Annotated in this window: 18 protein-coding genes; 5 read left to right on the top strand and 13 right to left on the bottom strand. The window is 67.8% G+C overall.

Annotated features, from left to right (window positions below; genetic code table 11):
• The first annotated feature begins 79 nt into the window (after positions 1-79).
• Both pepN and A6B37_RS23190 read left to right on the top strand, forming a co-directional pair.
• On the top strand, positions 80-2785 hold the full coding sequence (gene pepN, locus A6B37_RS23195; RefSeq protein ID WP_111827026.1) for an aminopeptidase N: 2706 nt from the start codon (positions 80-82) through the stop codon (positions 2783-2785).
• 10 nt (positions 2786-2795) lie between these two features.
• Positions 2796-3815 (top strand): class 1 fructose-bisphosphatase, encoded by a 1020-nt coding sequence (locus A6B37_RS23190; protein WP_102774737.1) that lies wholly within the window; start codon positions 2796-2798, stop codon positions 3813-3815.
• A 74-nt stretch (positions 3816-3889) separates the two neighbouring features.
• Here A6B37_RS23190 and A6B37_RS23185 read toward each other — a convergent pair whose 3' ends face one another.
• The 4 genes from A6B37_RS23185 to alaC all read right to left on the bottom strand — a co-directional run bounded on the left by A6B37_RS23185 (position 3890) and on the right by alaC (position 8383).
• Positions 3890-4111, bottom strand: a complete 222-nt coding sequence (locus A6B37_RS23185; protein WP_102774738.1) for a YgdI/YgdR family lipoprotein — start codon at positions 4109-4111, stop codon at positions 3890-3892.
• Between the two features lie 214 nt (positions 4112-4325).
• Positions 4326-5735: a threonine synthase gene (gene thrC, locus A6B37_RS23180; protein ID WP_102774739.1), complete on the bottom strand. Its 1410-nt coding sequence runs from the start codon at positions 5733-5735 to the stop codon at positions 4326-4328.
• Entirely contained in the window at positions 5732-7036 is a 1305-nt protein-coding gene (locus A6B37_RS23175; RefSeq protein WP_102774740.1) for a homoserine dehydrogenase, read from the bottom strand. The genes thrC and A6B37_RS23175 overlap by 4 nt, the downstream gene beginning before the upstream one ends.
• 162 nt (positions 7037-7198) lie before the next feature.
• Positions 7199-8383, bottom strand: coding sequence for an alanine transaminase (gene alaC, locus A6B37_RS23170; protein WP_102774946.1), 1185 nt, complete (start codon positions 8381-8383; stop codon positions 7199-7201).
• 283 nt (positions 8384-8666) lie between these two features.
• Here alaC and A6B37_RS23165 point away from each other — a divergent pair, with 283 nt between their 5' ends.
• Genes A6B37_RS23165 through A6B37_RS23155 form a run of 3 tightly spaced genes read left to right on the top strand, consistent with a single transcriptional unit; the run spans position 8667 to position 11353 of the window.
• Positions 8667-9131, top strand: a complete 465-nt coding sequence (locus A6B37_RS23165; protein ID WP_102774741.1) for an Mth938-like domain-containing protein — start codon at positions 8667-8669, stop codon at positions 9129-9131.
• Positions 9131-9595, top strand: coding sequence for a peroxiredoxin (locus A6B37_RS23160; protein WP_102774742.1), 465 nt, complete (start codon positions 9131-9133; stop codon positions 9593-9595). The genes A6B37_RS23165 and A6B37_RS23160 overlap by 1 nt, the downstream gene beginning before the upstream one ends.
• A gap of 60 nt (positions 9596-9655) precedes the next feature.
• Entirely contained in the window at positions 9656-11353 is a 1698-nt protein-coding gene (locus A6B37_RS23155) for a PhoH family protein (RefSeq protein ID WP_111827025.1), read from the top strand.
• Between the two features lie 80 nt (positions 11354-11433).
• On the opposite strand, the gene A6B37_RS23150 is transcribed toward A6B37_RS23155, so the two are convergent.
• From A6B37_RS23150 to A6B37_RS23115, 9 genes are all read right to left on the bottom strand, one after another.
• Complete coding sequence (locus A6B37_RS23150; protein ID WP_006388428.1) at positions 11434-11565, bottom strand: entericidin A/B family lipoprotein; 132 nt, start codon at positions 11563-11565, stop codon at positions 11434-11436.
• Positions 11566-11606: 41 nt separating this feature from the next.
• The gene (locus A6B37_RS23145; RefSeq protein WP_102774744.1) at positions 11607-12302 is read right to left on the bottom strand and encodes a fumarylacetoacetate hydrolase family protein; all 696 of its coding nucleotides are present in this window, start codon (positions 12300-12302) and stop codon (positions 11607-11609) included.
• Positions 12303-12380: 78 nt separating this feature from the next.
• Complete coding sequence (ppa, locus tag A6B37_RS23140; protein WP_102774745.1) at positions 12381-12911, bottom strand: inorganic diphosphatase; 531 nt, start codon at positions 12909-12911, stop codon at positions 12381-12383.
• Positions 12912-12943: 32 nt separating this feature from the next.
• Complete coding sequence (locus A6B37_RS23135) at positions 12944-14566, bottom strand: heme biosynthesis HemY N-terminal domain-containing protein (RefSeq protein ID WP_111827024.1); 1623 nt, start codon at positions 14564-14566, stop codon at positions 12944-12946.
• An 8-nt stretch (positions 14567-14574) separates the two neighbouring features.
• Positions 14575-15765: a uroporphyrinogen-III C-methyltransferase gene (locus A6B37_RS23130; RefSeq protein WP_102774947.1), complete on the bottom strand. Its 1191-nt coding sequence runs from the start codon at positions 15763-15765 to the stop codon at positions 14575-14577.
• Between the two features lie 37 nt (positions 15766-15802).
• A complete protein-coding gene (locus A6B37_RS23125; RefSeq protein WP_111827081.1) occupies positions 15803-16603 on the bottom strand; it encodes a uroporphyrinogen-III synthase in 801 nt (266 codons plus the stop codon).
• A 5-nt stretch (positions 16604-16608) separates the two neighbouring features.
• The gene (gene hemC / locus A6B37_RS23120; protein WP_102774747.1) at positions 16609-17556 is read right to left on the bottom strand and encodes a hydroxymethylbilane synthase; all 948 of its coding nucleotides are present in this window, start codon (positions 17554-17556) and stop codon (positions 16609-16611) included.
• A gap of 9 nt (positions 17557-17565) precedes the next feature.
• On the bottom strand, positions 17566-17688 hold the full coding sequence (locus A6B37_RS26315) for a hypothetical protein (RefSeq protein ID WP_258231509.1): 123 nt from the start codon (positions 17686-17688) through the stop codon (positions 17566-17568).
• The gene (locus A6B37_RS23115; RefSeq protein ID WP_102774748.1) at positions 17675-18394 is read right to left on the bottom strand and encodes a TerC family protein; all 720 of its coding nucleotides are present in this window, start codon (positions 18392-18394) and stop codon (positions 17675-17677) included. The genes A6B37_RS26315 and A6B37_RS23115 overlap by 14 nt, the downstream gene beginning before the upstream one ends.
• Between the last annotated feature and the right edge of the window lie 96 nt (positions 18395-18490).

Here is an 18490-nt window from a genome sequence, read left to right as displayed (position 1 = left end):
GGTAATCCATAAGGTTCAGGCGGCCCGGCGGGTCCAGCCACTACAATAGGGCCCTCGTTCATAACAGGACTGAAATCCCATGCGCACCGACACGCCCGTAACCGTTTATCGCAAGGATTACCAGCCCTACCCCTACGATATTCCCGAAGTCGCGCTCGCCTTCGACCTTGCGCCCGACGCGACCGAAGTGCGCTGCGCCATGCAGGTGCGCCGCAAGCCCGACGCCGGCGCCGACGCGGCGCTGGTCCTCGACGGCGAAGAGCTGGAACTCGTCTCGGTAGCGGTGGATGGCGCGGCGTTGCCGGCCGAACGCTACCGCCTTTCCGAGCGCCGCCTCGAACTGCTGGGGCTGCCTGCCAGCGCCACGGTGGAAATCGTCAGCCGCTGCAAGCCTTCGGCCAATTCCACGCTGATGGGCCTGTACGTGTCCGGCGGCAATTTCTTCACGCAGTGCGAGGCCGAGGGATTCCGCCGCATCACCTGGTTCGCCGACCGGCCCGACGTGATGTCGCGCTACCGCGTCACCCTGCGCGCCCTGCCCGATTATCCGGTGCTGCTGTCCAACGGCAACCTGGTCGCCTCGCGCCAGCTGCCCGACGGGCGCAACGAAGTCGAATGGGAAGACCCGTTCCCCAAGCCCTGCTATCTGTTCGCCCTGGTGGCCGGCAAGCTCACGCATCGCGAAACCACGGTCAAGACCGCCAGCGGCCGCGACGTGCTGCTGCAGGTCTACAGCGATCCCGGCTCCGAGACCAAGACCGAATGGGCGCTGGACTCGCTGGTGCGCGCGCTGCGCTGGGACGAAAACCGTTTCGGCCTGGAGCTGGACCTGGACCGCTTCATGGTCGTGGCCGTCCATGATTTCAATATGGGCGCGATGGAAAACAAGGGCTTGAACATTTTCAACGCCGCCTACGTGCTGGCCGACGCCGACACCGCCACCGACGCCAATTACGAAGGCATCGAATCCGTCATCGGCCATGAATACTTCCACAACTGGACCGGCAACCGCGTGACCTGCCGCGACTGGTTCCAGCTGAGCCTGAAAGAAGGCCTGACCGTCTTCCGCGACCAGGAATTCAGCGCCGACATGATGGCCGACGGCATGGAGGCCGCGGCCGCCGCCAGCGCCCGCGCCGTCAAGCGCATCGACGACGTGGTGGCGCTGCGCGCCGCGCAGTTCCCGGAAGACGCCGGGCCCATGGCCCACCCGATCCGCCCGGAAAGCTACCAGGAGATCGGCAATTTCTACACCGCCACCGTGTACGAGAAAGGCGCCGAGGTCATCCGCATGCAGCACACGCTGCTGGGCGAGGCGGGCTTTCGCGCCGGCATGGACGAATACTTCCGCCGCTACGACGGCCAGGCCGTGACCTGCGACGACTTCGTCGCCGCGATGGAGTCCGTGTACGTGCGCCAGCACCCGGGGCGCGACCTGTCCGTATTCCGCCGCTGGTATCGCCAGGCCGGCACGCCGCGCGTGACGGTCAAGCTCGACCACGACGCCGCCGCGCGCCGCTGCACCGTGACGCTGACCCAGGCCTGCCCGCCGGTGGGCGTCGAGAAGAAAGCCGGCGCCGACTACGTCAAGGCGCCCTTCCACATTCCGTTCGCCATCGGCCTGCTGGACCGCCAGGGCCGCGCCCTGCCGCTGCGCCACGAAGGCAAGACCACCGAAACCGCCCTGCTGGAACTGACCGAGCAAAGCCAGCAATGGGTCTTCGAAGACATCGCCGAACGTCCGGTGCCGTCGCTGCTGCGCGACTTCTCGGCCCCGGTGATCGTGGAATACGGCTGGACCAACGACGAGCTGGCCCTGCTGTCGGCGCATGACGGCAATCCGTTCGCGCGCTGGGAAGCGGGCCAGGAGTTCGCCACGCGCCAGATCCTGGCCCTGGCCGAGGCCCGCCAGGCCGGCCGCACGCTGCAGGCCGACCCGGCCTTCGTCGACACCTGGCGCGCGCTGCTGACCGATCCGGCGCTCGACGCCGCCTACCGCGCCCGCGCCCTGGCGCTGCCCTCGGAAAAGACGCTGGCCGAACGCATGCGCCAGGTGGACCCGCCGGCCCTGGCCGTGGCCCGCGACTTCCTGCGCGCCGAACTGGGCCGCCAGCTGGCCGCCGAATTCCGGCAGGCCTTCGAGGCCAACCAGACGCCGGGCGAGTACAGCCCGGCCCCGGTTCCGGCCGGGCGGCGCGCGCTGAAGAATCTGGCGCTCAGCCACCTCATGGCCGCCGGCGAGACCGACGCCCAGCGCCTGGCCGAACAGCTCTATGGCCAGGCCGGCAACATGACCGACAGCATGGCCGCGCTGTCGGCCCTGATCAATTTCGGCCAGGGCGAGTTTCCGCAGCAGGCGCTGGCCGCCTTCTACGACAAATGGCGCGACAACCCGCTGGTGGTGGACAAATGGTTCGCGCTGCAGGCCAGCGCGCGTTCGACTACCGTGCAGACGGCGCGCGAGCTGATGCAGCATCCCGCGTTCACGCTGCGCAACCCGAACCGCGCCCGCGCGCTGATTTTCCAGTTCTGCCTGAACAACGCCCGCGGCATGCACCATCCGGACGGTTCGGGCTACGCGTTCTGGGCCGAGCAGGTGCTGGCGCTGGACGCGCTCAACCCGGAGATCGCCGCCCGGCTGGCCCGCGCGCTGGACAACTGGTCGCGCTTCGTGCCCGCCCTGCGCGCGCCCATGCAGGCCGCGCTGCAGCGCGTGCGGGCGCATGAGGGCCTGTCCCGCAACGTGCAGGAAATCGTATCGAAGGCGTTAGAATTCGCCGCATAGGGAGATTCTTTTGAAACGTAAAACACTGACCCAATACCTGGTGGAGCAGCAACGCTCCGCCCAAGCCCTGGCGCCGGAAGTGCGGCTGCTCATCGAAGTCGTGGCGCGCGCCTGCAAGGCCATCAGCCATGCCGTCAGCAAGGGCGCGCTCGGCGGCGTGCTCGGCAGCCTGGAAAGCGAGAACGTCCAGGGCGAAGTGCAGAAGAAGCTGGACGTGCTGTCCAACGAAATCCTGCTCGAAGCCAATGAATGGGGCGGCCACCTCGCGGCCATGGCCTCGGAGGAAATGGAAACCATCCATCTGATCCCGAACCGCTATCCCAAGGGCGAATACCTGTTGCTGTTCGATCCGCTGGACGGCTCGTCGAACATCGACGTCAACGTTTCCATCGGCACCATCTTCTCGGTGCTGCACGCGCCCCACAACGTCTCCGGCGCGCCGGTGTGCGAGCAGGATTTCCTGCAGCCCGGCAACAAGCAGGTCGTGGCGGGCTACGCGGTGTACGGTCCCCAGACCATGCTGGTGCTGACCATCGGCAACGGCGTGGTGGGCTTTACGCTGGACCGCGAAATGGGCTCGTGGGTGCTGACCCACGAGGACATCCGCGTGCCCGAGGACACCAAGGAATTCGCCATCAACATGTCCAACATGCGCCACTGGGCTCCCCCGGTCAAGCGCTACATCGACGACTGTCTGGCCGGTTCCACCGGCCCGCTGGGCAAGGACTACAACATGCGCTGGATCGCCTCGATGGTGGCCGACGTGCATCGCATCCTGACCCGCGGCGGCATCTTCATGTACCCCTGGGACGCGCGCGAGCCGGGCAAGGCCGGCAAGCTGCGCCTGATGTACGAAGCCAACCCGATGAGCTTCCTGGTCGAACAGGCCGGCGGCGCGGCGATCAACGGCGTGCAGCGCATCATGGACATCCAGCCCGAAAAGCTGCACCAGCGCGTCAGCGTGATCCTGGGTTCGAAGAACGAAGTCGAGCGCGTGGGCCGCTACCACGCCGAGGACGCGGCGGGCTGATTCCTGCCCCCCCATGACAAAGCCCCGGCCTGTCACCAGGCCGGGGCTTTGTCTTTACCGCGGACGGCGGAAGATCACTTCACCTGTTCGATCGACTTCACGTCGTCCTTGTTGATCTGGACCTTCTTGCCGTCCTTGTCGTATTCGTACATGCCGGTATCTTTGTCGTAGCTGGGCTCGTCGGGGGTCACGGTCGAGCTGCCGTCCCGCTGCTGAATGACCGAGGGAGACGAGCATCCGGCCAATACTCCAAATCCGCTCACAGCCAGGGCCAGCGTCATGGTCTTCAGATTCATGGGCGTGTTCTCCGAGTATGAATGTGGATTTACTGTATCTGACGCCCCGGCCGCATACGTGACGGGTTGTGGTCCAAATGCATGAGAAAGTAATCCACCCGGCCCCGATTTCATTTCCCGCTGCGCCCTGGGCGATCGCCGCCGCGCAAACGAAAAACCCCTCGCCGGCCGGGCCAGCGAGGGGTTGCACACTCACACAAGCGGCAAGCGGCCTTTACACCTTGGCGTGGGCCTCGATATAGCGGCGCACCTCGGCCGGGTCGCAGTCCATGACGGCCACGCGCTGCGGCAGCGATTCCAGGTCGGCCAGATTGCCCGGCGGCGTGGCCGGGCGGCCCAGCGCCGCTTCGATGGTTTCCGAGAACTTCGCCGGCAGCGCGGTTTCCAGCACGAGCATGGGCACGCCCGGCTCGACGAAGTCGCGCGCGACCTTGACGCCGTCGGCCGTGTGCGGATCGACCAGCACGCCGGTGGCGTCGTAGACCGAGCGGATCGTGGCCAGCCGGTCCTCGTGGGTGCTGGCGCCCGACACGAAGCCGTAGCGCGACTCGAACTGCGGCAGCAGGTCGGAGAGGTCGAACGAGCCGTCGCGCGCCAGCGCCTGCCACAAGGCCTGGACGCGGCCGGCGTCGCGGCCGACCAGGTCGAACACGAAGCGCTCGAAATTCGAGGCGCGCGAGATGTCCATCGAGGGGCTGGACGTGGCGTAGGTCTGTTCCGCGGGCCGCGGGCGGTACACGCCGGTGCGGAAGAACTCCTCCAGCACGTTGTTCTCGTTGGTAGCCAGCACCAGGCGGCGAATCGGCAGGCCCATGCCGCGCGCGATGTGGCCCGACAGGATGTTGCCGAAGTTGCCCGAGGGCACGGCGAACGAGACCTGCTGGCCGGGCTTATCAGAAGCGCGCAGCCAGCCGTGGAAGTAGTACACCACCTGGGCCGCGATGCGCGCCCAGTTGATGGAATTGACCGCGCCCAGGCGGTACTTGGTCTTGAACGCCAGGTCGCCGGCCAGCGACTTGACGATGTCCTGGGCCTCGTCGAACACGCCGCGCACCGCGATGTTATGGATGTTCTCGTCCTGCAGCGAATACATCTGCGCGCGCTGGAAGGCGCTCATGCGGCCGTGCGGCGACAGCATGAACACCGCCACGCCGCGCTTGCCGCGCAGCGCGTACTCGGCCGCCGAGCCGGTGTCGCCCGAGGTGGCGCCCACGATGTTCAGCGTGGTGCCGCGCTTGTCCAGCACGTATTCGAACACCTGGCCCAGGAACTGCATGGCCATGTCCTTGAAGGCCAGCGTCGGCCCTTCGGACAGGCCCAGCAGCGACAGGCCGCCGTCGAGCGGGCGCAGCGGGACGATGTCTTCGCTGTTGAAGATCTCCTGCGTGTACGCGGCGCGGGTCAGGCGGCGCAGATCGTCGGCGGGAATGTCGGTGGCGAAGCGCGACAGCACTTCATACGCCAGGTCCGCGTACGACAGGCCGCGCCAGGATTCCAGCGTCTCGGCCGAAACCTGGGGCAGCTGCTCGGGCACCGCCAGGCCGCCGTCGGGCGCCAGGCCTTCGAGCAGGATGTCGGAGAATTCCAGCGGCTTCATGCCGCCGCGGGTGGAGATGTATTTCATACGAGGTGTTCCACGCGCAGGCGCGTAACTTTGGAGCGCACGAACGGCAGCGCCTCGATGCGTTCGATCGCCTGGTTGACATTGCCTTCGACCGCTTCGTGCGTCAGGAAAATGATATCCGCGCCGCCGATGTGCGAGGGCTGCTGGATCATCGACCCGATCGAAATGGAGCGGTCGGCCAGGATGCGCGCGATGTCGGCCAGCACGCCGGGCTGGTCGTCCACGCGCAGGCGCAGGTAGTACGAAGTGCTGACCTGCTCGATGGGCAGGATCGGCGTGTCCGACATGGCGTCCGGCTGGAACGCCAGGTGCGGCACGCGGTTGCCGGGGTCGGCGGTGTGCAGGCGGGTCACGTCGACCAGGTCGGCCACGACCGCCGAGGCGGTGGGCTCTTCGCCCGCGCCCTGGCCGTAGTACAGCGTGGGGCCGACGGCGTCGCCCTTGACCAGCACGGCGTTCATGGCGCCCTCGACGTTGGCCAGCAGGCGCTCGGACGGCACCAGCGCCGGATGCACGCGCAGCTCGATGCCGTCGGGGCGGCGCTTGGTCACGCCCAGCAGCTTGATGCGGTAGCCCAGGCGCTCGGCATGCTCGATGTCCTCGGCGGCCAGCTGCGAGATGCCTTCGATGTAGGCGCGGTCGAACTGCACCGGCACGCCGAAGGCCAGCGAGGCCAGCAGCGTCAGCTTGTGCGCGGCGTCCACGCCTTCCACGTCGAAAGTGGGATCGGCCTCGGCGTAGCCCAGGCGCTGCGCCTCGGCCAGCACGTCGGCGAACGGCAGGCCGCGCGAGCGCATTTCCGACAGGATGAAATTGGTGGTGCCGTTGATGATGCCGGCCACCCACTGGATGCGGTTGGCGGTCAGGCCCTCGCGGATCGCCTTGATGATGGGAATGCCGCCGGCCACGGCGGCTTCGAACGTCACCATCACGCCGCGCTCGTGCGCCGCGGCGAAGATCTCGTTGCCATGCTTGGCCAGCAACGCCTTGTTGGCCGTCACCACGTGCTTGCCGTTGGCGATGGCTTCGAGCACCAGCTCGCGCGCCAGCGTGTCGCCGCCGATGAGTTCGACCACGATGTCGATTTCCGGATCGCGCACCAGCGCGTGCACGTCGGTATCGACCAGCAGCGCGTCGCCCACGCGCGTGCGCGCCTTGGCCACGTCGCGCACGGCGGCGCGCGTCACTTCGATCCGCCGGCCCGCGCGGCGCGCGATTTCTTCAGCGTTGCGCGACAGCACGGACCACGTGCCGCCGCCCACCACGCCCAGGCCCAGCAGGCCGACTTTCATCGGATTCATCGCCGCGCCCTCAGCAGGCGGACGTTGAGGGGAATTCATCTTCAGTTCTCCATAATGCGGAACGGGTGCCCCCCCGAAATCGGGATGCCGCGGATCCGGCTCCGCCGGTCCGCAGGCATGCCCCCTAGAGGGGGAAGCGCCGCAGGCGCTTCGGGGGTGGGCCTACAGCCCTCCGTCCTTGCGGAACATATCCTTGATGCCGCGCACCGCCTGGCGGGTGCGCTGCTCGTTTTCGATCAGGGCGAAGCGCACGTATTCGTCGCCGTACTCGCCGAAGCCGATCCCGGGGGACACGGCCACTTTCGCGTCCGACAGGACGCGCTTGGCGAATTCCAAAGAGCCCATCGCCCTGTAGGGTTCGGGGATTTGCGCCCAGATGTACATGGACGCCTTCGGAATCTCCACATTCCAACCTGCTTCATGCAGGCCGCGCGCGAGCACGTCGCGGCGGCTCTGGTACTGCGCCACGATCTCGTTCACGCAATCCTGCGGACCGTCCAGCGCGGCGATGGAAGCCACCTGGATCGGCGTGAACGTACCGTAGTCGTGATAACTCTTGATGCGCGCCAGCGCATTGACCAGCTCGCGGTTGCCGACCATGTAGCCGATGCGCCAGCCGGCCATGTTGTAGCTCTTGCTCATCGTGAAGAACTCGACGGCGACGTCGCGCGCGCCGGGCACTTGCATGATGGACGGCGCCACGTAGCCGTCGAAGGTGATGTCGGCGTAGGCCAGGTCGTGCACGACCAGGATGTCGTGCTCCTTGGCCAGCGCGACCACGCGTTCGAAGAACGACAGGTCCACGCATTGCGCGGTCGGGTTGCTGGGAAAGCCCAGCACCATCATCTTGGGCTTCGGGATCGATTCGCGCACGGCGCGTTCCAGTTCCTCGAAGAAGTCCACGCCCGGCGTCATGCGCACGGAACGGATGTTGGCGCCGGCGATGACCGCGCCGTAGATGTGGATCGGGTAGCTGGGATTGGGCACCAGCACGGTGTCGCCGCGGTCCAGCGTGGCCAGCATCAGGTGGGCCAGGCCTTCCTTGGAGCCGATGGTGACGATGGCCTCGGAATCCGGATCGAACTCGACCGCGTAGCGGCGCTGGTACCAGTCACAGATGGCCTTGCGCAGGCGCGGGATGCCCTTGGACACCGAATAGCCGTGCGTGGTCGGGCGCGTGGTGGCCTCGACCATCTTGTCGACGATGTGCTTGGGGGTCGCGCCGTCCGGGTTGCCCATCGACATGTCGATGATGTCTTCGCCGCGCCTACGCGCCGCCATCTTGAGCTCGCCGGTAATGTTGAAAACGTACGGGGGCAGACGCTCGATGCGGGAGAACTTCCTCATGATGGGAATCCTTAGGGGCGGAAAAAGGGCAAAAAAACCAGGGCGCGGTCGCGCGTGGGGGAAAAGGGCCAGAATGCCGCGCCGCCCATGGAATTTGCAGCGCAGCAAAACCCTGTAATCTAGCGCAAGGAAGCGTAGGCGGCAAATTGGAAAAAAACGGGGCCGGCCCGAGGCGAAACCCTTGCCGGCGTACGGCGCGCAAGCGCGGCGGGGGCCGTGCGCTTTCTACAACATGGTTGAATGCGCATGCGCTATTATCAGGCACATAAAGCTGGAGTTTTTATTGAAGCTGCATACCGATCCTGCGACGGCCGCTCTGAACACCGTCACCGCCTACGGTGATGGCTATATCGAGGTCAACCAGGTACGTTTTTCCTCGTCGGTCGCGTTCGGCCCCGAGGGCGAAGTGTCCCAATGGCCCGTCGAGTCCCCGGCCGACATCACCTCCACCCTCTTGTTCCAGGCGGCTGGCCTGTCCCAGCCCGTGCGCGACCCCATGGCGTTCCTGGACGAGCCCGAAGCCCAGTCCGCGCCCGGACGCCCCGCCAACGCGCCCGAAGTCCTGCTGGTGGGCACCGGCGCCCGACAGCAGTTCCTGCGCCCCGACGTGCTGCGCCCGCTGCTGGCGATGGGCATCGGGGTCGAGACCATGGACACCCACGCCGCCTCGCGCACCTACAACATCCTGATGGCGGAGGGCCGGCGCGTCGTCGTGGCCCTCATCCCTCCCAACGGAGAATCCCAGTAATGACGCCGACCATAGGCAAGCCCGCCCCGCTGTTCACCGCTGAAAGCACCATCGGTCCCATCAGCCTCGAACAATGCCAGGGCCGCGCCGTGATCCTGTATTTCTATCCCAAGGACAATACGCCCGGCTGCACCACCGAAAGCCAGGACTTCCGCGACCTGCACGCCGAGTTCCTGTCGGCCAGCGCCGTGGTCATCGGCATCTCGCGCGATTCGCTGAAGTCGCACGAGAACTTCAAGAACAAATACGAACTTCCTTTCCCGCTCATCTCCGACGCCGACGAAACCGTCTGCAACCTGTACGGCGTCATCAAGCAGAAGAACATGTATGGCAAGCAGGTGCGCGGCATCGAGCGCAGCACCTTCTTGATCGATGCCTATGGCGTGCTGGTGCAGGAGTGGCGCGGGGTGAAGGTCCCGGGCCACGCCAAGGAAGTCCTGCAGGCCGCCAAGAGCATCGGCTAGCCGCAAGCACAGATAGATCCGTCAGGCGCTATTGCCGGCCCACACAGGAGAGTGACACATATGCCGCTTCCGAAGTTGCCCACCCGCCCCGCAGCCATCCTGACCTTCCCCTCGGGCGAGCCCGCCCGGGCGCAGGCCCGCAGCACCAAGACCGCCGCTGCGCGGTCCAACGCCCAGCCAGCCCTCGAAGACACCGACGACGAGGCCCTGGCCGTCCAACCGCAACTCGAAGGCATGGCTGCCCCCGCCCGCAAGGCGCAGGCTCCCGCGCCCGCTCGCCAGACGCCTCCTCCGGCGGCGCCTGCCGTGCGCGCGCAGCGCCAGGCCAAGCCCGCGGCCACGCCCGCCAAGCGCGCCAAGCCGCGCGCCCAGAACGAGCCGCGCAAGCTGTTCGTGCTGGACACGAACGTGCTGCTGCACGATCCCAGCTCGCTGTTCCGCTTCGAAGAGCACGACATCTTCCTGCCGATGATGACGCTCGAAGAGCTGGACCACCAGAAGAAAGGCATGTCGGAAGTGGCGCGCAACGCGCGCCAGGTCAGCCGTTCGCTGGACGCGCTGGTGCAGGACGCCACCCAGCTCGACGAGGGCCTGGAGCTGGCCAAGCTGGGCAACAAGGACGCCACCGGGCGCCTGATGTTCCAGACCACCGCGATCCACAGCACCCTGCCCTCGGACCTGCCCATGGGCAAGGCCGACAACCAGATCCTGGGCGTGGTCCGCGCGCTGCAGGAAAAGTACCCGCAGCGCGAAGTCGTGCTGGTGTCCAAGGACATCAACATGCGCCTGAAGGCGCGCGCGCTGGGCATGGACGCCGAGGACTACTTCAACGACCACGTCCTGGAAGACTCGGACCTGATGTATTCGGGCGTCATGCAGCTGCCCGAGGACTTCTGGAACAAGCACGGCAAGGACGTGGAATCGTGGCAGCAGGGCGGCACCACCTTCTACCGCATCCACGGGCCGCTGTGTTCGCAGTTCGTGGTCAACCAGTTCGTCTACTTCGAAGGCCAGATGCCGCTGTACGCGCAGGTGCGCGAGGTCAGCGGCAAGATGGCGGTGCTGGCCACGCTGCGCGACTACACCCATGGCAAGAACAACGTCTGGGGCATTACCGCGCGCAACCGCGAACAGAACTTCGCCATGAACCTGCTGATGAATCCCGAATGCGACTTCGTGTCGCTGCTGGGCCAGGCGGGCACCGGCAAGACCCTGCTTGCGCTGGCGGCCGGCATCACGCAGGTGCTGGAGACCAAGCGCTACACCGAAATCATCATGACCCGCGTCACGGTGCCGGTCGGTGAAGACATCGGTTTCCTGCCCGGCACCGAGGAAGAAAAGATGCTGCCCTGGATGGGCGCGCTGGAAGACAACCTCGACGTGCTCAACATGGGCGACGGCGAAGGCAACGGCGACTGGGGCCGCGCGGCCACCATGGACCTGATCCGCTCGCGCATCAAGGTCAAGTCGCTGAACTTCATGCGCGGGCGCACCTTCCTGAACAAGTACCTCATCATCGACGAGGCGCAGAACCTCACGCCCAAGCAGATGAAGACGCTGGTCACGCGCGCGGGTCCGGGCACCAAGGTGATCTGCCTGGGCAACATCGCCCAGATCGACACGCCCTACCTGACCGAGGGCAGCTCGGGCCTGACCTTCGTGGTCGACCGCTTCAAGGGCTGGCCCCACTCCGGCCACGTCACCCTGCAACGCGGCGAGCGTTCGCGCCTGGCCGATTATGCGGGGGATGTGCTGTAAAACGGCGCAATCCCTCTCCCGCCGACAAAAAAAGCGCCTGGCTTGCGATAAGCCAGGCGCTTTTTTCCTGCTTCCGCCGATTACTTGTCGGCGGCGTTGGTGATGGCGTTGCCGGCCCTGGACATGTCCTTGCCCATGCCCGCGACGGTGTTGCAACCGGCGAGGACAAAGCCGAACACGACAAAGGCAGTCAGCACGATCTTGCTGCGCATGCTGGCGCTCCTATGGTGGTGAAACGGTTTCGGACCGTAATTTAGACGATTTCGACGCGCAGTTCGCCCAGGCCTTCGACGCCACCGGTGATGACGTCGCCTTGCAGCACGGCGCCCACGCCCTCGGGCGTGCCGGTGAAGATCAGGTCGCCGGGCTGCAGCTCGAACAGGCCGGACAGGTACGAGATGCTTTCAGGGATGTTCCACAGCATCTGCGAGATGTCGCTGGACTGCTTGCGCTGGCCGTTGACGTCCAGCCAGATGGCGCCCTTGTCCAGGGTGCCCACGACGCTGCGCGGATGGATGGGGCCCAGCGGCGCGGACAGGTCGAACGCCTTGCCCACTTCCCAGGGACGCCCCTGCTTCTTCATTTCGCCTTGCAGGTCGCGGCGGGTCATGTCCAGGCCCAGCGCGTAGCCCCACACGCATTCGTTGGCCTGCTCGACCGGAATGTCGCGCCCGCCCTTGCCCAGCACCACGACGAGTTCCATCTCGTAGTGCAGGTTGGAGGTCTTGGGCGGGTACGGCATCTTGGCGGTTTCGCCGTCGGCCACGCTCAGCACCGCGTCGGCGGGCTTGCAGAAGAAGAACGGATCTTCACGGCCGGTGAAGCCCATTTCCTTGGCGTGTTCGGCGTAGTTGCGGCCGACGCAATAGACGCGGCGCACCGGAAACAACGCGGCGCTGCCGGCAACGGGAACCGCGACAGGCGGCTGGGGGGGCAATACGTAGTCCATGTCCAATCAACCTATGATGAATACGTGGCCGGAAACCGGCGCAGGCGCGGGCCGCCGCGGCGGCGGCCCGGAAACCGGTCAGCCCTTGGCGTAGCGCTCGGCGCTGCGGACGATTTCCTCGTGCGCGGCGTCCAGGCCCTTCCAGCCCTTGACCTTGACCCACTTGCCCTTCTCCAGGTCTTTGTAGTGCTCGAAGAAGTGCTGGATGCGGGCGATGTCCTCGGCCGGCAGGTCTTCGTAGGTCTTGATGTTGCGGTACGGGGGGTACAGCTTTTCGATCGGCACGGCCAGCAGCTTGGCGTCGCCGCCCGACTCGTCGTCCATTTCCAGCACGCCGATGGCGCGGCAGCGCACGACGGCGCCGATCTGGATCGGGAACGGCGTCAGCACCAGCACGTCGGCGGGGTCGCCGTCTTCGGACAGGGTCTGCGGGATGTAGCCATAGTTGCACGGGTAGTGCATGGCGGTCAGCATGAAGCGGTCAACGAAAATCGCGCCCGAGTCCTTGTCGACCTCGTACTTGACCGGGTCGGCGTTCATGGGGATTTCGATGATGACGTTGAAGTCTTCCGGCAGCTTCTTGCCGGGGGAGACGCGATCGAGGCTCATGGTTCAACCTTGTTGTGTGTCTGAAGGAATATTCAAACCGAGCCGTCGTCCTTGAACGGCGGCTTGGTCGCCGGCACGCTGGCGGGGGCCGGCGCGGGCTTGGGTTTGGGCGCGGCAGGCGTGGCCGGCGCGTAGGTGGGCACGGGCTCGTCGAAAGCGGCCGCCGGGATCGGGGCGCTGTCGAAGTACTCGTCGATGTCGGAGGTGTTGCCGCCTGCCAGCGGCGCATCTTCCGGCGCGAGCGCGCGCTCGCGCTGTTCCTTGTTGACGCGGGCGTCGGGGTCCAGCACGTAGTCGGAGGCGGAGGCCGCCACCGCCGGCGGCAGCGCGGGATAGTCGCCGCCGATGTCGGCGTCGCCGTCGGCATCGGACAGGCCCACCGCATAGCCGCCTTCGGCGTCCACGCGGTACGGGTCCGAGCCGGTGTCCGCGGCCGGCAGCGCGGCGTCCGAGGCCAGCACCGGCAGCGCCATGCTGGCGGCGGTCGCCAGGCGCCAGTGGCGCACGGCGTCGGCGGGACGGTCGAGGCGGTCGTACAGGCTGCCCAGCAGCGCGTGGGTCTGCGCGTCGCTGCGGCGGCTGATGGCGCGCAGCAGATAGCGTTCGGCCTGGCCCCACAGCTGGCCGTTCAGGCACAGCATACCCAGCGCCGTGAGCAGGTCGGGATCGGTGGGACGCTGCTGCAGCCAGGTTTCGGCGCGCGCCAGGCGGCGCGACACCTGTTCGGCCTCGCAGCGGGCGTAGGCCGCCACCAGGGCGGGATTGAACTTCACGGCGATGGCGGCTTCGAGCACGCGGGCCGCCTCGTTGGCCTCGCCGGCGGCCTCGAAGCCCGCCGCGCCGGCCAGCGCGATTTCGGGCAGCAGGCGCTCTTCGGCCTTCAGGTCCTTCCAGATGGCGCGCCAGCTCTCGGTGCCCGCGGCGGCGCGCAGGCGCGCCGAGCCGGAGGCGTCGATCAGGTGGTCGGCCTCGGGGCGGGCCATGGCGTTGCGGCGCACCAGGCCGCGGGCCAGCGAGAAGACCTCTTCGTCGTGATGCAGCGCGGCGTGGGCGCGCAGCAGCAGGCGCATCGTGTGCAGGTGGCGCGCGCCGCCGTCGGCCAGCGGCTCGAGCACGGCCAGCGCGCGCTCGGCGCGGCCCTGGTCGAGCAGCATGTCGGCCGAGACCGTGGCGGTGGCCTCGATCAGGCCCGGCTCGGCGCCGGCCTGTTCCTGCGCGGTCGCCAGCAGGCGGTCGCGCCGGTCGAACTCGCCCAGGCCATGCGCGGCGCGGGCGGCCGACAGGGCGGCGAGCACGCGGCGGGTGCGGACCTTGGTCTGGTCCAGCAGCTTGGTGAGGTCTTTTTCGGCGGTGGTGTAGCGGCCTTCGAGCAGGCCGATCCAGCCGCGCTCCAGCAATTCGTGGTCGCGCGCCTGCGCGCGCTTGCCGCGCCAGGCCCGCACGCGGTCGGGGATGGCCAGCAGCCAGGCCAGCAGGCGCAGGCCCACGTACAGCACGATGAAGGCCGCCACGATCAGCAGCACGGCCAGCGTCAGCGACATCTCGATGCGCCACGGCCAGATCAGCAACAGCACGTTGCCGGAATGCGAGCGCAGCACCACCGCCAGGGCGACGGCGACTACGGCCAGCAGCAGGGTCCAGAACCAGGTACGCATAGGCCGCCTCAGTCCTGCTCGCCGGTCTTGAAGCCGGCCGCGCGCAGCGCGGCCACGGCGGCCTGGCTGTCGGCCACGTCGGGCAGGCGCACGGCGATGTCGGTCTGGGCCAGTTCGCGGGCCAGCGCCTGGGCGGCGACGGTGTCGGGCGAACGGGAGTCGAAGTACTTGGCCAGCGTGGTGCCGACGTTGTCGAGTTCGCTCTTCCAGACCGAGGGCTGGCGCATCAGCATGGCGAGCTGGGCGGTCAGCAGGCGCTGGCGCAGCGAGCCGCGTACGAGGTCGGCCTGTTCGGGCGACAGCAGCAGGGCCGCGGGCTCGTCGACGCGCTGGATCGTGATCAGGCCGCCGAGTTCATGCGCCAGCGCGGAACCGGCGCGGCCGGGCCAGGAGGCCATCTCGGCGCGCCAGCGCTGCCACCAGGGCGCGTCGGCCGGCAGGCCGGCCTGCGGGTCTACCGAGGGCGCCGCCACGGCCGGGCGGGCCTCGCCGGCGGGCGCGACGCCCGGGGCGGCGGCGTCGGGCACCAGCAGCGGCGCCTTGCCGATCAGCGCCACCAGGCGCTCGATGCGGGCCGACTGGGCGGGAATATCCACGGTGGACACGGCGCGCAGCCGGTCCAGGTCGCCGTTGATGGATTGCTGCAGCGTGGAGAAGCGCGGACGGTCGGCGCGCGCCAGGCGCGACTGCGCGGTCTCGAGCGCGACAATGGCGTTGGAGACGTTGCCGGCCAGGCGCAGCTGCTGGTTGGCGATGGTCAGCAGGCGCTCGATGTCGTTGGCCAGCAGTTCGTCGCTGGCGCTGTCGTTGAAGTTCTGCCAGGCCAGCTGCAGCGCGTTGTACTGGCTTTGCGTTTCGCGCACGGTGGCTTCGAGCTCGGCCACGCGGCCGGCCTGGGCCTGCGCCAGGGCCAGGGCCTCGCGGGTGTCCTTGCGGGCCTGGGCCGCGTCGGCGGCCAGGGTGTCGAGCCGCGATGCGACCTCGCGCCCGGCGGAGACGAACTGCGTGCGCTGCTTCCACAGGGCATAGCCCAGGCCGGCAGCCAGCAGGATGACGATGACCAGGGCAGTGACCAGGGAGCCACTGCCGCGTTTGGCCGGACGGGCCTTGACGGGATCGGCCGGGGCCGATGCGGGCGCGCTTGCGCCCGGGGCGGCCGTCGGAACGACCGGATCGGTAGCGGGAGTCTTGTCTGTCATGACGCGATTGTATTCGGTGTCGGTCCGAAGCAACGAATCAAGCAGCAACAAAGGCCTGGAATATCGACTCGTCGTTGGGCAAGCAGATTTTTACCATTGACCGGTCCGCGGCGTCTTGCGCGGCCGGCGGCACGCGCCGCGCCAGCGAGGGATGCGTCAGCACGAAACCGCAACGCTCCCACCAGGGCGCCAGGCCGGCCTCGTCCAGGCGCGCGCGCACCGCGTCGGCGCCCTCCCCGCTGGTGATCAGCCAGGTGGCCCGCAGGCCCTGCGCGGCCCATTGCCGCAGCTGGGAGAGCCGATCGGCGTCCCAGCAGGCCGGGCGGCGCAGGTAGGCCGCAAAGCGCGTCACGGCCGCGCCGTGCGCCTGCAGCCTGTCGGCCAGCCAGTCCCTGCCCTGCGTGCCACGCACGAGCAGCACGCGCCGAGGCAGCGCGGGCAGCCCCTGCAGGACTTCCCAGAGGGCCTCGGAATCATGGCTGGGCGCGTTTTCGGATGGATGCAAAACTGTTGTATTCGCGCCAAAAGCGGGCGACCCGCGCAGCGCCCGGGCGCTGGCCGGACCGACCGTGGCGGCGATCACGCCAGCCGGCCAGGCCGACGCGCCGTCGGCTTCGAACCACTGCTCCAGGTACAGCCGGGCGGCGTTGCCGCTGACGAACACAACCATGTCGTAGTCCGACGGGCGCGGCAGCGCGCCGGGCTCGGCCGGCAGCGCCTCGATTTCCAGCGCGGGCAGGATGCAGGGTGTCCAGCCCGCGGCGCGCAGGCGCTCGGCGAGCGTCTCGTTGCGGCCCGCGGGCCGCGTCAGCACGGCGATGCGCGGGGCGCTCGTCATGGCCATCAGTCCGGCCGGGCGTCGTCTTGCAGCAGTTCGCGCAGAATGTCCTGCGCGCCCGCGTCGAGCAGTTCCTGCGCCGCCGCCTCGCCGATGGACTGCGCATCGGCCACCGGGCCGCTGCGCACGGCGCGGACCATGCGCGTGCCGTCGGGCGAGGCCACCAGCGCGCGCAGCGACAGGGTGCCCGCCTCGATCTCGGCGTAGGCCGCCAGCGGCACCTGACAGGAGCCGCCCAGCTTGCGCGATACGGCGCGCTCGGCCACCACGCAGGCGGTGGTGTCGGCGCTGGCCAGCGGGGCCAGCCAGGCGCGCATGTCGTCGCGGTCGTCGCGGATTTCGATGCCCAGCGCGCCCTGCCCGGCCGCCGGCAGGCTGTCGGCCGGTTCGAGCAGGCCGCGGATGCGCGAGGCCAGGCCCAGGCGCTCCAGCCCGGCGGCGGCCAGCACGATGGCGTCGTACTCGCCGCGGTCGAGCTTGCCCAGGCGCGTGTCGAGGTTGCCGCGCAGCGGCTTGACCGTCAGCGCCGGATGGCGCGCGCGGATCTGCGATTCGCGCCGCAGGCTGGAGGTGCCCACCACCGCGCCCGCAGGCAGGTCGGCCAGCGAGGCGTAGCGGTTGGAGACGAAGGCGTCGCGCGGATCGGCGCGATCGAGGACGGCGCAGAGCTCGAACGGGGCCTGCAGATCCACCGGCACGTCCTTCAGGGAGTGGACGGCGAGATCGGCGCGCCCGTCGAGCAGCGCGTTTTCGAGCTCCTTGACGAACAGGCCCTTGCCGCCCACCTTGGACAGGGTGCGGTCGAGGATCTGGTCGCCTCGGGTCGTCAGGGTGAGAAGTTCAACCGCGCACGCCGGGTACAGCGTGCGCAGCCGGTCGCGCACATGCTCGGCCTGCCACAGGGCAAGCCGGCTGGCGCGGGTCGCGATGACCAGGCGTTGCGGTAGAGACACGAGGCGTCATCAAACGAAGTTGGAGACGACGACCGTCGCAATGACACCGAGTATGGCCAGCACGAACAGGCCTTGAAGCAGGCTCAGGCCCGATTCGGATTGCTGGGGATCGGTGGATCTACGCAGACTCATGTGCTGATTCCTTGGAGGCGTTTTTGCGGCTTGCCAGCCACCGTCCAATGACAACAACGAGCAAGGCGCCAATGATTTCTGCGCCGATTTTAACCGCAGCCGGCTGAACGCCGAATTGACGCTCGACAACAACGTCGGTGACCAGCATGCCGCCCGCGATCCAGCCCAGCAGCGCGGCGCCGAAGGTGACGACCAGCGGATAGCGGTCGATCAGCTTGAGCACCAGGGTGCTGCCCCAGATGATGATGGGCACGCTGACGATCAGGCCGAAGGCGACCAGGCCGATCTGGTGGTCGGCGTGGGCGTTCTGGGCCGCGCCGGCGATGGCGATCACGTTGTCCAGGCTCATCACGAAGTCAGCGATGATGATGGTCTTGATGGCGGCGGCGATGGAGGTGCCGCCCTTCACGTTGCCGTGCGCATCCTCTTCGGGGATCAGGAGCTTGATGCCGATCCACAGCAGCAGGATGCCGCCGACGACCTTCAGGAACGGAATCGACAGGAGCGTCAGGGCAAAGGCGATCAGCACGACGCGCAACAGGATGGCGCCGGCGGTGCCCCACAGAATGCCTTGCATGCGCTGCTTGGGCGCGAGGTTGCGGCAGGCAAGCGCGATCACGACCGCATTGTCGCCGCCGAGCAGGATATCGATGAGGATGATCTGGAATACCGCTGCCCAACTCAGCGTCTGGAAAAACTCAAGCACTATGAACCCCCGGAGAGCATTATGAAAAGAATGGCCGGTCCCGAGCCGGCCAGCCCGCCGCGCCAGGCGCGGCGGGGTTATTCAGTACAACAAACT

This window comes from Achromobacter sp. HZ01, assembly GCF_003267925.1.
Taxonomy (GTDB): domain Bacteria; phylum Pseudomonadota; class Gammaproteobacteria; order Burkholderiales; family Burkholderiaceae_B; genus Achromobacter; species Achromobacter pulmonis_A.
This window is presented reverse-complemented; position numbering and strand designations above follow the sequence as displayed.